This window comes from Pseudomonas siliginis (genome assembly GCF_024072275.1).
Taxonomy (GTDB): domain Bacteria; phylum Pseudomonadota; class Gammaproteobacteria; order Pseudomonadales; family Pseudomonadaceae; genus Aquipseudomonas; species Aquipseudomonas siliginis.
In genome coordinates this window covers 1,996,087-2,011,001 of sequence record NZ_CP099598.1, presented here as the reverse complement: position 1 = coordinate 2,011,001, position 14,915 = coordinate 1,996,087, and the positions used below count along the sequence as shown (strand labels likewise).

Here is a 14,915-nt window from a genome sequence, read left to right as displayed (position 1 = left end):
CGAAAACCTTATTCAGGCATTTTCAGCGGAGTCGGCGAAACGATCACGCCGTTGTTGTCCGCATAAATGTACTGGCCCGGGTGAAACGTCACACCGGCGAAAGTCACCGGGACGTTGAGGTCGCCAATGCCGCGCTTGTCGGTTTTCATCGGGTGACTGGCCAGCGCCTGCACGCCGAGATCGGTCTGGGCGATGACGTCGACGTCACGGATGCAACCGTAGATCACCAGCCCTTCCCAGCCGTTCTGCGCGGCCTTGGCGGCGATCATGTCGCCCAGCAGGGCGCGGCGCAGCGAACCGCCGCCATCAACCACCAGTACTTTGCCTTTGCCGTTGAGTTCGGCCTGCTCCTTGACCAGCGAATTGTCTTCGAAGCATTTGATGGTCACGATTTCGCCGCCGAAAGAATCCCGGCCACCGAAATTGCTGAACATCGGTTCCAGCACCTGCACCAGCTCCGGGTAGGCGTCGCACAGATCAGGCGTAAGGTAATGTTCCATCGAAAAACTCCTGTAACAAGGAAGACGATCAAGGATGCCGCATTCTGATGAGACGAGTTCCGGCGGTCGCTGTTTACCTTAGTCCATGCCATGGTCGCTGACGCAACCTGAACAAACCCTGAAACGTAATAGCTAAACAGTCACGAAATATGACCAGAACCGCACAATGCGTCATATCTTAGCCGCAAGCCAGGCTGAACGGAACGCCCCTCACACTGCGGCGGCCAGATTCGCTGGCTGCGCAAGCAACGGTGTCTGCTGATCCTTCAACCAGCGCGCCACCAGCGGCCACACTTCAGCCTGCGCTGCTTTGCTCACCAGCATTTCGACATGGCCGAAATTATCCGAGAAGCCCTGCTCGCGGCCCAGGTTGATGAACTGCTTGTGCTCGGCGCCGATCTGCTCGAACAGCTTGCGGCAAGCCCACGCCGGATCCTGATGATCGCCCGCTGCCGTCACCGCCAGCACCGGTACCTGAACCTCGGCAAGTCCGGCCCACCAGTCCTTGTCCTTGTCGCCGAAGCGACCGAACAAGCCGTACCAGCGCATGCTTTCGATGGCCAGGCCGATCGGTTCGTCTTCCGGGCCGCGTTTGAGGCGTGAGCCGGACAACTGCGCGAAACGCTTGAGAATAAAGCGCCCGCCCCACTCCACCGGTGGGATTTTCAAAGGCCAATAGGTGCGGCTGACCTGGGTGCCGAAAAACGCCGCCGAGGCCACGGCCGGTTCGCCGAGATACTCGCCGCCGAGCGCTGCTGCCAGGGTGATGCCGCCCAGCGAATGGCCGATCCAGTGCGGGATCTGTCCGCTCTGCTCACGCACGAACGCGGCAATCGCCGGCAGATCGTAACGGGCGTAATCGGCCACGCGGTTGCGCCGATAGTCCTCGTTGCGCTGGGACAGGCCGTGACCGCGCATTTCCGGAATCCACACGTCGAAGCCCAGCCGCGTCAGATACGCGCCGAGCCCGAGGCCTTTGGGGGAAAACCAGAAGCGCCGATTGGAAAAGCTGCCGTGCAACAGAATCACCGGCACGCCGCGTGGCGCCGTGTCATCGGCCATGCCCAGGCGGGTGACGGCGATCTCCACGGACCAGTCCGGGCTGTTGCCGGGTTTCAATCGATAGACGTCTTCGCTCAGATCGCCGCGCCGCTCGGCGCTGATCAGCGCGACAGGAAACAGGTTGCTGCTGCTTTGCATAATGCTCTTGCACAAAAAAGGGCGGCATCCGATGGAGCCCGCCCTACTTCAATCTCAAGGCCCGGCCCATGTGGGAGCGAGCCTGCTCGCGAAAGCGGTGTATCAATCAACATCCATGGTGAATGTTGCTCCGTCTTCGCGAGCAGGCTCGCTCCTACAGGGGGCGCGGCCCGTTCACATGTTGATCAAGCCTGCGCCTGACCTTCGGCGAGGAAGAACCAGGTTTCCAGCACGGTGTCCGGGTTCAGCGACACGCTCTCGATGCCCTGTTCCATCAGCCACTTGGCCAGATCCGGGTGGTCCGAAGGACCCTGACCGCAGATGCCGATGTACTTGCCAGCCTTGTTGCAGGCCTGAATGGCGTTGGCCAACAGCTTCTTGACCGCTGGATTACGTTCGTCGAACAGGTGCGCGATGATCCCCGAGTCGCGGTCCAGACCCAAAGTGAGCTGGGTCAGGTCGTTGGAGCCGATCGAGAAACCGTCGAAGAATTCGAGGAATTCCTCAGCCAGAATCGCGTTGGATGGCAGCTCGCACATCATGATCACGCGCAGACCGTTCTCGCCACGCTTCAAGCCGTTCTCGGCGAGCAGATCGACCACCTGGCTGGCTTCGCCGAGAGTACGGACGAACGGCACCATGATTTCCACGTTGGTCAGGCCCATCTCGTTGCGCACGCGTTTCAGCGCGCGGCATTCGAGTTCGAAGCAGTCGCGGAACGATTCGCTGATGTAACGCGAAGCACCACGGAAACCCAGCATCGGGTTTTCTTCTTCCGGCTCGTAGAGCTTGCCGCCGATCAGGTTGGCGTATTCGTTGGACTTGAAGTCCGACAGACGCACGATGACTTTTTTCGGCGTGAACGCTGCAGCCAGGGTGCTGATGCCTTCCACCAGTTTGTCGACGTAGAAGTCGACAGGGTCGCTGTAACCGGCAATACGCTTGTCGACGCTGTCCTTGATTTCCTGCGGCAGGCCGTCGTAGTTCAACAGCGCTTTCGGGTGCACGCCGATCATGCGGTTGATAATGAATTCCAGACGCGCCAGACCAACGCCGGCGTTCGGCAATTGGGCGAAGTCGAAGGCGCGGTCCGGGTTGCCGACGTTCATCATGATCTTGAACGGCAGCTCCGGCATGGCATCGACGGAGTTCTTCTTGATGTCGAAGCCCAGTTCGCCTTCGAAGATGTAACCGGTGTCGCCTTCGGCGCAGGACACGGTCACGCCCTGGCCATCCTTCAGCAACTGGGTGGCGTTGCCGCAACCGACCACCGCCGGAATGCCCAGCTCACGGGCGATGATCGCCGCGTGGCAGGTACGCCCGCCACGGTTGGTGACGATGGCGCTGGCGCGCTTCATCACCGGTTCCCAGTCCGGGTCGGTCATGTCGGACACCAGAACGTCGCCCGGCTGGACCTTGTCCATTTCCGAGACGTCTTTGATGATGCGTACTTTGCCGGCGCCGATGCGCTGGCCGATCGCCCGACCTTCCACCAGCACGGTGCCGGTTTCTTTCAGCAGGTAACGCTCCATGACGTTGGCCTGGGTGCGGCTTTTCACGGTTTCCGGACGCGCTTGCACGATGTACAGCTTGCCGTCGTCACCGTCCTTGGCCCACTCGATGTCCATCGGGCAGCCGTAGTGCTTCTCGATGATCATCGCCTGCTTGGCCAGCTCGCTGACTTCGGCGTCGGTCAGGCAGAAACGCGCGCGTTCGGCCTTGTCGACATCGACGGTCTTGACCGAACGACCGGCCTTGGCCTCGTCGCCGTAGATCATCTTGATGGCTTTGCTGCCCAGATTGCGACGCAGGATCGCCGGACGACCGGCCTCCAGCGTGCCTTTGTGTACGTAGAACTCATCCGGGTTGACCGCGCCTTGTACGACGGTTTCGCCCAGGCCGTAAGCGCCGGTGATGAACACCACGTCACGGAAACCGGATTCGGTATCGAGGGTGAACATCACGCCGGCGGTGCCGGTTTCCGAGCGCACCATGCGCTGCACGCCAGCCGACAGGGCGACCAGTTTGTGGTCGAAGCCCTGGTGCACGCGGTAGGAAATCGCACGGTCGTTGAACAGCGAAGCGAACACCTCTTTGGCGGCGCGGATTACGTTTTCCACACCACGGATGTTCAGGAAGGTTTCCTGCTGACCGGCGAACGAGGCGTCCGGCAGGTCTTCGGCGGTAGCAGAAGAACGCACGGCCACGGCTACGTCAGGGTTGCCCGCCGACAGCGCGGCGAACGCGGTGCGGATCTCGGTGTTAAGTTTTTCCGGGAATTCGGCGTCCATGATCCATTGGCGGATCTGCGCGCCGGTCTTGGCCAGGGCATTGACGTCGTCGACGTCAAGCGCGTCGAGGGCCTTGTGGATCTGCTCGTTCAGGCCGCTCAGTTCGAGGAAGTCACGATAGGCCTGAGCCGTCGTGGCGAAGCCGCCGGGGACCGAAACACCGGCGCCTGCCAGGTTACTGATCATCTCGCCCAGGGATGCGTTCTTGCCCCCCACATGCTCAACATCGTGTTTGCCGAGCTTATCGAGGGAAACTACGTACTCTACCAAGGTGATCTCTCCACTAACTGTGTTGGAAAAGCTCAGAAACCGGCGGCCCGGGGGAGCCTTGGCCGGTTGTATGGCCTGGACCTGGAAAATAAGTGAGAATGCGGGCCAATGGCGGCCGGCAAATCGCGCCTATCATATCCAAGATTCGTTACTAGCTTAAGGCCCAAGGTGCAAATGAAACGATCTGCTTTCTTCATCTCCGATGGCACCGGCATTACCGCCGAAACCCTGGGTCAAAGCCTGCTGGCGCAGTTCGAAAACATTACCTTCAGCAAATTCACGCGGCCCTACATCGACAGCGTGGAAAAAGCGCGGGCCATGGTACAACAAATCAACAAAGCCGCTGAAACCGACGGCTTTCGGCCGATCATCTTCGACACCATCGTCAATCAGGACATTCGTGAGATTCTCGCAACGTCCAATGGTTTCATGATCGACATTTTCTCGACCTTCCTCGCGCCGCTCGAACAGGAGCTTACCGAGCACTCTTCCTACACCGTCGGCAAGTCCCATTCCATCGGGCACAACTCCAATTACATGGAGCGCATCGAGGCGGTGAACTTCGCTCTCGACAACGATGACGGCGCGCGCACCCACTATTACGACAAAGCCGATCTGATACTAGTGGGCGTGTCGCGATGCGGCAAAACGCCGACGTGTCTGTACATGGCCATGCAGTTCGGTATCCGCGCGGCCAACTATCCGCTGACCGAAGACGACATGGAGCGCCTGACCCTGCCGACGGCCCTGCGCGCCCATCAGCACAAGCTGTTCGGCCTGACCATCGACCCGGACCGCTTGACCGCGATCCGCAACGAGCGCAAGCCCAACAGCCGTTATTCGAGCTACGCCCAGTGCGAATTCGAAGTGCGCGAAGTGGAGAACCTGTTCCGCCGCGAGAACATTCCGCACATCAATTCCACGCATTTCTCGGTGGAAGAGATTTCGGCGAAGATTCTGGTGGAGAAAGGGGTTGAGCGGCGGTTCAAGTAGGTTTGCGGTGCCTGATCTGACGCTATCGCGGGCAAGCCCGCTCCCACAGGTTCTGAAGGTGTTCACAATTTCTGTGTTCATCACCATTCCCTGTGGGAGCGGGCTTGCCCGCGAAGAACGATAACGCGGTCCGTCAGATCACAAACAGGTCGATGAATCGATTCACCGCTGTGGCTTCCAGCCGCGCCTGATCCTCACAGAGCGCAAATATCTCAGCGCAACGCTGCCCGGCAAACCGCGTGGCCAGGTTGGCCTTGAACTTGTCCTCCAGCAACGGAATACCTTCGGCGCGGCGGCGGCGATGGCCGATCGGGTACTCCACCACGACGTTCTCGGTGCTGCTGCCGTCCTTGAAAAACACCTGCACGGCATTGGCAATCGAGCGTTTGTCGGGCTCAAGGTATTCGCGGGTGAAGCGCGGTTCTTCAACGATGAGCATTTTTTCGCGCAGCACATCGATGATCGGATGCGCCTTGTGGAAGTCGTCTTCGTAGTGCTCCGCCACCAGATTGCCGAATGCCAGCGGCACGGCGGTCATATATTGCAGGCAGTGGTCGCGGTCGGCTGCGTTGGCCAGCGGGCCGACCTTGGAAATGATGCGGATCGCCGATTCATGGGTGGTGATGACAATGCGGTCGATCTCGTGCAGGCGATTGCGCACCTGCGGATGCAGGGTCACCGCCGCCTCGCACGCCGTCTGCGCATGGAATTCGGCGGGGAAACTGATCTTGAACAGCACGTTTTCCATCACGTAACTGCCGAACGGCCGGGAAAAGCTGAAAGCGCGTTTGTCCGAGGGTTTCAGCGCCAGATCGTTGTTGGTGTGGCTGAACGAAACGTCATAGAAGCCCCACTGCTTCGCGCTCAAAACTCCGGGAATGCCCATCTCGCCGCGCATGGCGATGTCGGCCAGCCTTACGCCGCGACTCGCCGCATCCCCCGCCGCCCAGGATTTGCGCGAGCCAGCGTTCGGCGCGTGACGATAGGTGCGCAGCGCCTGACCGTCGGCGAAGGCATGGGACAGCGCCGACAGCATCTGCTCGCGATTGGCACCCATCAGTCTGGCGCTGACGGCGGTCGAGGCGACTTTCACCAGAATGACGTGGTCGAGTCCAACCCGGTTGAAGGAGTTTTCCAGAGCGATCACGCCTTGAATCTCGTGGGCCATGATCATCGCTTCCAGCACATCACGAACCGTCAGCGGCGCCTCACCGTGGGCGACGCGTTTCTGCGACAGGTGATCGGCTACGGCGAGGATGGCACCGAGGTTGTCCGATGGATGCCCCCATTCGGCGGCAAGCCAGGTGTCGTTGTAATCGAGCCAACGGACGATGCAGCCGATGTCCCACGCGGCCTTGACCGGATCGAGGCGATAACTGGTGCCCGGCACTCGTGCGCCGAACGGTACAACCGTGCCTTCGACGATCGGGCCGAGATGTTTCGTGCATTCGGGGAAACGCAGGGCCAGCAGACCGCAGCCCAGCGTGTCGATCAGGCAGTTGCGCGCGGTGTTCAGCGCTTCGGCGGATTCGGGCTTGAAGGTGAGGACGTAGTCGGCGATGTCCTGCAGGACTGCGTCGTAATCGGGACGGTTGTTCAGGTCGACGTTGGCGCTCATGTTCGATTCACTCGTAAAGTGGTTCGTTGATGGGACCTCGGTTCAGGGCTAACGATTTCTTATGATTGAAATGCAATCCACTGTGGGAGCGAGCCTGCTCGCGAAGGCTGAGTGTCAGTCAACCTTTGCATGTCTGATGCATCGCTTTCGCGAGCAGGCTCGCTCCCACAAGGATATTGCTGTCGCTTAAAAGGAATCTCCGGGCACGCGGACGTAACCTTCCATGAGAACGCGTGCACTGCGGCTCATGATGGCTTTCTTCACCACCCACTCGCCATTCTCCAGCGTCGCCTCAGCGCCCACGCGCAATGTCCCCGACGGATGCCCGAAACGCACCGCGTTGCGTTCAATGCCACCCGCCGCAAGATTGACCAACGTGCCGGAAATCGCCGCCGCCGTGCCGATCGCCACCGCTGCCGTGCCCATCATCGCGTGGTGCAGCTTGCCCATCGACAACGCGCGCACCAGCAGGTCCACATCACCAGCAGCGATCGCTTTACCACTCGACGCTACGTAATCCGCAGGCTTGGCGACGAACGCAACTTTCGGCGTGTGTTGCCGCTTGGCGGCTTCTTCCAGATTGGCGATCAGGCCCATGCGCAACGCACCGTAGGCGCGAATGGTCTCGAACATCAGCAGCGCTTGCGGATCGCCGTTGATCGCGCCTTGCAGCTCGGTGCCGGTGTAGCCGATGTCCTCGGCGTTGACGAATATCGTCGGGATCCCGGCATTGATCATGGTCGCCTTGAACGTGCCGACACCCGGGACCTCAAGCTCATCGACCAGATTGCCGGTGGGGAACATCGAGCCACCGCCGCCCTCTTCTTCCGCCGCCGGATCCATGAATTCAACCTGCACTTCCGCCGCCGGAAAGGTCACGCCGTCGAGTTCGAAATCACCGGTTTCCTGCACTTCGCCGTTGGTGATCGGGACGTGGGCAATGATGGTCTTGCCGATGTTGGCCTGCCACACGCGCACCACCGCCACACCGTTGTGCGGAATGCGGCTGGCGTCGACCAGACCGTTGCTGATGGCGAACGAACCGACCGCCGCCGAAAGGTTGCCGCAGTTGCCGCTCCAGTCGACGAACGGCTTGTCGATCGACACCTGGCCGAACAGGTAATCGACGTCGTGATCGGCGCGGGTGCTTTTCGACAGGATCACGGTTTTGCTGGTGCTCGACGTCGCGCCGCCCATGCCGTCGATTTGCTTGTCGTACGGGTCGGGACTGCCGATCACCCGCAGCAGCAGCGCATCGCGTGCCGGGCCAGGAACCTGCGCGGCTTCGGGCAGATCGGTCAGGCTGAAGAACACGCCTTTGCTGGTGCCGCCGCGCATGTAGGTGGCAGCGATTCTGATTTGTGGTGCGTGAGCCATGGTGCTCCTTACCGAAGGCATGGGACTTGAAAATCCCATGCCCACAAGTTGATTTAAACGGCGACCGCCGAGCCTTCGAGGAAGTCCTGCGCGAAGCGCTGCAACACGCCGCCGGCCTCGTAGATCGACACTTCTTCAGCGGTATCGAGACGGCAGGTCACCGGCACTTCGACGCGCTCGCCGTTCTTGCGATTGATCACCAGCGTCAGATCCGCGCGGGGTTTGCGCTCGCCGATCACGTCATAGGTTTCGCTGCCATCAATGGCCAGGGTGTGGCGGTTGGTGCCGGGTTTGAATTCCAGCGGCAACACGCCCATGCCCACCAGGTTGGTGCGGTGAATGCGCTCGAAACCTTCAGCGGCAATCGCCTCGACACCGGCCAGGCGCACGCCTTTCGCCGCCCAGTCGCGGGACGAACCCTGACCGTAGTCGGCACCAGCGATGATGATCAGCGGCTGCTTGCGCTGCATGTAGGTTTCGATGGCTTCCCACATGCGCATGACCTGGCCTTCCGGCTCGACACGCGCCAGCGAACCCTGCTTGACCTTGCCGTTTTCCACGACCATTTCGTTGAACAGCTTCGGATTGGCGAACGTCGCGCGCTGTGCGGTCAGGTGGTCGCCACGGTGGGTGGCGTAGGAGTTGAAGTCCTCTTCCGGCAGGCCCATTTTCGCCAGGTATTCGCCGGCGGCGCTGTCGAGCATGATCGCGTTCGATGGCGACAGGTGATCAGTGGTGATGTTGTCCGGCAGCACCGCCAGCGGGCGCATGCCCTTCAACGGACGGGCGCCGGCCAGTGCGCCTTCCCAGTACGGCGGACGGCGGATGTAGGTGCTCATCTCGCGCCAGTCGTACAGCGGCGCGACTTTCGGCCCGGTGTCTTCATGCACGGCGAACATCGGAATGTAGACCTGACGGAACTGCTCAGGCTTGACCGAAGACTTCACCACCGCATCGATTTCTTCATCGCTCGGCCAGATGTCTTTCAGGCGAATTTCCCGGCCATCGACCACGCCCAGCACATCCTTCTCGATATCGAAACGGATGGTCCCGGCGATCGCGTAGGCAACCACCAGCGGCGGCGAAGCAAGGAATGCCTGTTTGGCGTACGGGTGAATGCGGCCGTCGAAGTTGCGGTTGCCGGAAAGCACCGCGGTCGCGTACAGATCGCGGTCGATGATCTCTTGCTGGATCAGCGGATCGAGGGCGCCGGACATGCCATTACACGTGGTGCAGGCAAATGCCACAACGCCGAAACCGAGCTGTTCCAGCTCAGTGGTCAGCCCCGCTTCATCGAGGTACAGCGCTACGGTTTTCGAACCGGGCGCCAGCGAGGATTTGACCCATGGCTTGCGGGTCAGGCCGAGCTTGTTGGCATTGCGCGCCAACAGGCCAGCGGCAATGACGTTGCGTGGGTTGCTGGTGTTGGTGCAGCTGGTGATGGCGGCGATGATCACCGCGCCGTCGGGCATTTGCCCCGGCACGTCATCCCACTGGCCGGAGATGCCTTTGGCCGCCAGATCGGACACCGCGACGCGGGCGTGCGGGTTGCTCGGGCCGGCCATGTTGCGCACCACCGAGGACAGATCAAAAGTCAGGCCGCGCTCGTATTGCGCGCCTTTCAGGCTGTCAGCCCACAGGCCGGTCAACTTGGCGTATTGCTCGACCAGTTGCACTTGCTGGTCTTCACGACCGGTCAGCTTCAGGTAATCGATGGTCTGCTGATCGATGTAGAACATCGCTGCCGTGGCGCCGTATTCCGGGGCCATGTTGGAAATGGTCGCGCGGTCGCCGAGGGTCAGCGCTGCCGCGCCTTCACCGAAGAATTCCAGCCATGCGCCGACGACTTTCTGTTTGCGCAGGTATTCGGTCAAAGCCAGGACCATGTCGGTGGCGGTGATGCCCGGTTGCAACTTGCCGGTCAGTTCGACGCCAACGCTTTCCGGCAGACGCATCCACGACGCGCGACCGAGCATCACGCTCTCGGCTTCGAGGCCGCCGACGCCGATGGCAATCACACCCAGCGCATCGACGTGCGGCGTGTGGCTGTCGGTGCCGACGCAAGTGTCGGGGAACGCCACGCCTTCGCGCACCTGAATCACCGGCGACATTTTCTCCAGGTTGATCTGGTGCATGATGCCGTTGCCCGGCGGGATCACATCGACGTTCTTGAAGGCCTTTTTGGTCCAGTTGATGAAGTGGAAACGGTCTTCGTTGCGGCGATCTTCGATGGCGCGGTTCTTCTCGAAGGCCTGGGCATCGAAACCGCCCGCCTCGACGGCCAGCGAGTGGTCGACGATCAGTTGCGTCGGCACCACCGGGTTGACCTGCGCCGGGTCACCACCCTGCAAAGCGATGGCGTCACGCAGACCGGCGAGGTCGACCAGCGCGGTCTGGCCGAGGATGTCATGGCAGACCACCCGCGCCGGGAACCACGGGAAATCGAGATCGCGCTTGCGTTCGATCAGTTGCTTGAGCGAATCGGTAAGCGTGGCCGGGTCGCAGCGACGCACGAGGTTTTCCGCCAGCACGCGGGAGGTGTACGGCAGGGTGTCGTAGCTGCCAGGCGCAATCGCCTCGACCGCCGCGCGGGTGTCGAAGTAATCCAGCGGCGTGCCGGGCAGGTTCTTGCGGAATTCTGTGTTCATCGGGTCAGGACTCGGGTCACGGTGGTTTCAAAGGGTGGGCCAGAAACCTGAGTTACACACCGTCCACTGTGGGAGCGAGCCTGCTCGCGAAAGCGGTATATCAGTCGACATCAATGTTGAATGTCAGTCCGTCTTCGCGAGCAGGCTCGCTCCCCCAGGGTCTAGCGGTGTTCTCTGGTTCCGGGTCAGCCCACCATTTCAGCGACGTTCGATTGGCACGAACTTGCGCTGTTCGACGCCGGTGTACTCGGCGCTCGGGCGGATGATGCGGTTGTTGGCGCGTTGTTCGAACACGTGCGCGGCCCAGCCGGTCAGGCGCGAGCAGACGAAGATCGGCGTGAACAGCTTGGTCGGGATGCCCATGAAGCGGTAAGCCGAGGCATGGTAGAAGTCGGCATTCGGGAACAGTTTCTTCTGCTCCCACATGGTCTTGTCGATGGCCTCGGAAACCGGGAACAGCACCTTGTCGCCGACCTCGTCCGCGAGTTTTTTCGCCCAGCCCTTGATCACCTCGTTGCGCGGGTCGCTGTCCTTATAGATCGCGTGGCCGAAGCCCATGATCTTGTCCTTGCGCTCGAGCATGCCGAGGGTGCCTTTGATCGCCTCTTCCGGCGACGAGAAGCGCTCGATCATTTCCATCGCCGCTTCGTTGGCGCCGCCGTGCAATGGACCGCGCAGCGAACCGATTGCCGCTGTTACGCAGGAATACAGATCGGAAAGGGTCGAGGCGCAAACCCGTGCGGTGAAGGTCGAGGCATTGAATTCGTGCTCGGCGTAGAGGATCAGCGACACGTTCATGACTTTGACGTGCAGTTCGCTCGGTTTCTCGCCGTGCAGCAAATGCAGGAAGTGGCCGCCAATGGTCGGCTCGTCGCTGACGCAGTCGATGCGCTTGCCGTCGTGGCTGAAGCGATACCAGTAGCACATGATCGCCGGGAAAGCGGCGAGCAGGCGGTCGGTCTTGTCGCGCTGTTCGGCGAAGTCCTTCTCCGGTTCGATGTTGCCGAGGAATGAGCAACCGGTACGCATGACGTCCATCGGATGCGCGTCAGCCGGAATGCGCTCAAGCACTTCCTTGAGCGCCTGCGGCAGGTCGCGCAGCTTGCTAAGTTTGCTTTGATAGTCGGCCAGTTGCGCTTTGGTCGGCAGTTCGCCGTACAGCAGCAGATACGCGACTTCTTCAAATTGCGCGTCGGCGGCCAGTTCACGCACGTCGTAGCCGCGATAGGTCAGCCCGGCTCCGGCCTGGCCCACGGTGGACAGTGCGGTTTGCCCGGCAACCTGGCCACGGAGCCCGGCGCCACTGAGTACTTTTGCTTCGGCCATTGTGTTCTCCAATCTTCTTGAATTTGTATGGGGAAAACTTGTGGGAGCGAGCCTGCTCGCGAAAGCGCTGGATCAGTCGACATCAATGTTGGATGTCAGTCCGTCTTCGCGAGCAGGCTCGCTCCCACAGGGTTTTGTTCAGCCTTTCTTCTGTGCAAACAACGCATCGAGCTTCTGCTCGAACGTGTGGTAATCGATACGATCGTAGAGCTCCATGCGAGTCTGCATGGTGTCGATTACATTCTGTTGCGTGCCATCGCGGCGGATCGCCGTGTAGACATTTTCCGCCGCCTTGTTCATCGCGCGGAATGCCGACAGCGGATACAGCACCAGAGAAACGTCGGCGCCGGCCAGTTGTTCGGTGGTGTACAGCGGCGTTGCGCCGAACTCGGTGATATTGGCCAGGATCGGCGCTTTCACGCGGTTGGCGAACAGCTTGTACATCTCCAGTTCAGTAATCGCTTCCGGGAAGATCATGTCAGCGCCGGCCTCAATGCACGCCGCCGCACGATCGAGTGCCGATTCCAGACCTTCCACCGCCAATGCATCGGTGCGCGCCATGATCACGAAGCTGTCGTCGGTGCGCGCATCGACGGCGGCTTTGATGCGATCGACCATTTCCTGCTGGCTGACAATTTCTTTATTGGGGCGATGGCCGCAGCGCTTGGCGCCAACCTGGTCCTCGATGTGAATCGCCGCCGCGCCGAACTTGATCATCGACTTGACCGTGCGCGCGACGTTGAACGCCGACGAGCCAAAACCGGTGTCGACATCCACCAGCAGCGGCAGGTCGCAGACATCGGTGATGCGGCGCACGTCGGTCAGCACGTCGTCCAATCCAGTGATGCCCAGGTCCGGCACGCCCAGAGAACCTGCGGCTACACCGCCACCGGACAGGTAGATCGCCTTGAAACCGGCGCGTTTGGCCAGCAGCGCGTGGTTGGCGTTGATCGCGCCGACCACTTGCAAAGGATGCTCGCTGGCGACCGCATCGCGGAAGCGCTGGCCCGGCGTGTTCAGGTTGGAAGTCATGCATCACCTCGTTCAGTGGCTGTCTTGTTGTGGGCGCCGTCCTCGTAGTGACGGGCGATGTTGCGTTTCGAGGCGCCGATGTGGCGGCGCATCAACAATTCCGCGAGTTCGCCGTCACGGTCGGCGATGGCATCGAGAATGCGGTGGTGTTCGGCGAAGGCCTGGTGCGGGCGATTCGGCGTGGTGGAAAACTGGATGCGGTACATGCGCACCAATTGATACAGCTCGCCGCAGAGCATCTGCGTCAGCGTGCGATTGCCGCTGCCCTGGATGATCCGGTAATGAAAGTCGAAATCGCCTTCCTGCTGGTAATAACCGACGCCGGCCTGAAACGCCGCATCGCGCTCGTGGGTTTCCAGGACCCGGCGCAGTTCGTCGATTTCCTCGACGCTCATGCGCTCGGCGGCGAGGCGGCAGGCCATACCTTCGAGGGATTCACGGATTTCGTAGAGTTCGATCAATTCGGCATGGCTGAGCGAGACCACCCGCGCACCGACGTGCGGCACGCGCACCAGCAGGCGCTGGCCTTCCAGACGATGGATCGCCTCACGCAGCGGGCCTCGGCTGATGCCATAGGTGCGCGCCAGCTCCGGCTCGGAGATCTTGCTGCCCGGGGCGATTTCGCCTTTGACGATCGCGGCCTGGATACGCCGGAAGACGTTTTCCGACAGCGTCTCGGAATCGTCGCCACTGATGACCGGGGGATCGAGTTGATCCAGCATGATTGTCGACACCTTTAAATCCAATGCGGCAAAAACTAGCCAATCTGGCCCGATGAGTCAAAGGATAAATAGGTATTGTCGACAATCGTCTAATAACCGCAGCCAATCGATCATCTATTACTGTGGGAGCGTGCCTGCTCGCGAAGGCGGCACATCAGCCGGCTTCTGCATCGAATGACACAGCGCTTTCGCGAGCAGGCTCGCTCCCACAAGAGTGGCATCCCTTGCAGCTCATGGGTCGGCGCAAGCGCTGGCGCCATAAAACCACCGTGCTAGAATGCCGCCCGCATTTGCGGGTCTTTTGTACGGCTTGCCATAAAAAGCTGCCAGGCACACGCGGGGGCTTGCGCACGGTTGTGCGGGCACCTGAACCGATAACGGAACGCTGCGCACCAGGATTTATGAGACTCAAGCCTTTCCCCACCTTTTTTGCTCTGTTTTGCCTGCCCGGCCTCGCCGCCGCGGGGGAAAAAACCGTGTACGGCCTCAACGAATACGCTTCGCTTGACGGCATCAATCTCGAAGTTGCGGCCAAACTCGACACCGGGGCGAAAACCGCCTCGCTGAGTGCCCGCGACATCAAACGCTTCAAACGCAACGGTGAATCCTGGGTACGTTTCTACCTGGCGATCGACACCGCGCATTCGCACCCCATCGAACGGCCGCTGGCGCGGGTCAGCAAGATCAAGCGCCGCGCCGGCGACTACGATCCGGAAGAAGGCAAGCAGTACACCGCCCGTCCGGTGATCGAGCTGGATATCTGCATGGGTTCGGCAATGCGCAGCATCGAAGTGAACCTCACCGACCGAAGTGCGTTCCAATACCCGCTTTTGATCGGCTCCGAGGCGCTGAAACGCTTCGACGCGCTGGTCGACCCCAGTCTTAAATACGCTGCCGGCAAACCTGCCTGCACCATCGCCGCTCACACCGCCGAGTAA

11 protein-coding genes are annotated in these 14,915 nt (G+C 61.0%); 2 read left to right on the top strand and 9 right to left on the bottom strand.

Going from position 1 to position 14,915, the window contains the following annotated elements; genetic code table 11:
* Nucleotides 1–8: 8 nt before the first annotated feature.
* The 3 genes from rraA to ppsA all read right to left on the bottom strand — a co-directional run bounded on the left by rraA (nt 9) and on the right by ppsA (nt 4,261).
* On the bottom strand, nt 9–500 hold the full coding sequence (rraA, locus tag NF676_RS09550) for a ribonuclease E activity regulator RraA (protein WP_039762996.1): 492 nt from the start codon (nt 498–500) through the stop codon (nt 9–11).
* A 210-nt stretch (nt 501–710) separates the two neighbouring features.
* Nucleotides 711–1,700, bottom strand: a complete 990-nt coding sequence (locus NF676_RS09545) for an alpha/beta fold hydrolase (RefSeq protein ID WP_041479138.1) — start codon at nt 1,698–1,700, stop codon at nt 711–713.
* Nucleotides 1,701–1,885: 185 nt separating this feature from the next.
* Nucleotides 1,886–4,261 carry a phosphoenolpyruvate synthase gene (gene ppsA / locus NF676_RS09540; protein WP_056784146.1) on the bottom strand — a complete coding sequence of 792 codons (2,376 nt, stop codon included), beginning with the start codon at nt 4,259–4,261 and terminating at the stop codon, nt 1,886–1,888.
* Between the two features lie 174 nt (nt 4,262–4,435).
* Between ppsA and ppsR the strand changes: the two genes are divergently transcribed.
* The gene (gene ppsR / locus NF676_RS09535) at nt 4,436–5,254 is read left to right on the top strand and encodes a posphoenolpyruvate synthetase regulatory kinase/phosphorylase PpsR (protein ID WP_016773826.1); all 819 of its coding nucleotides are present in this window, start codon (nt 4,436–4,438) and stop codon (nt 5,252–5,254) included.
* A 133-nt stretch (nt 5,255–5,387) separates the two neighbouring features.
* On the opposite strand, the gene prpD is transcribed toward ppsR, so the two are convergent.
* The 6 genes from prpD to NF676_RS09505 all read right to left on the bottom strand — a co-directional run bounded on the left by prpD (nt 5,388) and on the right by NF676_RS09505 (nt 13,974).
* Nucleotides 5,388–6,872, bottom strand: coding sequence for a 2-methylcitrate dehydratase (gene prpD / locus NF676_RS09530; RefSeq protein ID WP_252887606.1), 1,485 nt, complete (start codon nt 6,870–6,872; stop codon nt 5,388–5,390).
* 186 nt (nt 6,873–7,058) lie between these two features.
* Complete coding sequence (gene prpF / locus NF676_RS09525) at nt 7,059–8,249, bottom strand: 2-methylaconitate cis-trans isomerase PrpF (protein WP_252887605.1); 1,191 nt, start codon at nt 8,247–8,249, stop codon at nt 7,059–7,061.
* Nucleotides 8,250–8,302: 53 nt separating this feature from the next.
* A complete protein-coding gene (acnD, locus tag NF676_RS09520) occupies nt 8,303–10,897 on the bottom strand; it encodes a Fe/S-dependent 2-methylisocitrate dehydratase AcnD (RefSeq protein ID WP_016773823.1) in 2,595 nt (864 codons plus the stop codon).
* Nucleotides 10,898–11,095: 198 nt separating this feature from the next.
* Entirely contained in the window at nt 11,096–12,223 is a 1,128-nt protein-coding gene (prpC, locus tag NF676_RS09515) for a bifunctional 2-methylcitrate synthase/citrate synthase (protein WP_252887604.1), read from the bottom strand.
* A 138-nt stretch (nt 12,224–12,361) separates the two neighbouring features.
* A complete protein-coding gene (prpB, locus tag NF676_RS09510) occupies nt 12,362–13,255 on the bottom strand; it encodes a methylisocitrate lyase (RefSeq protein WP_150635869.1) in 894 nt (297 codons plus the stop codon).
* The gene (locus NF676_RS09505) at nt 13,252–13,974 is read right to left on the bottom strand and encodes a GntR family transcriptional regulator (protein WP_177180867.1); all 723 of its coding nucleotides are present in this window, start codon (nt 13,972–13,974) and stop codon (nt 13,252–13,254) included. The genes prpB and NF676_RS09505 overlap by 4 nt, the downstream gene beginning before the upstream one ends.
* Before the next feature lie 404 nt (nt 13,975–14,378).
* On the opposite strand from NF676_RS09505, the gene rloA reads away from it, so the two are divergent.
* Entirely contained in the window at nt 14,379–14,915 is a 537-nt protein-coding gene (gene rloA, locus NF676_RS09500) for a retropepsin-like aspartic peptidase RloA (RefSeq protein WP_016773819.1), read from the top strand.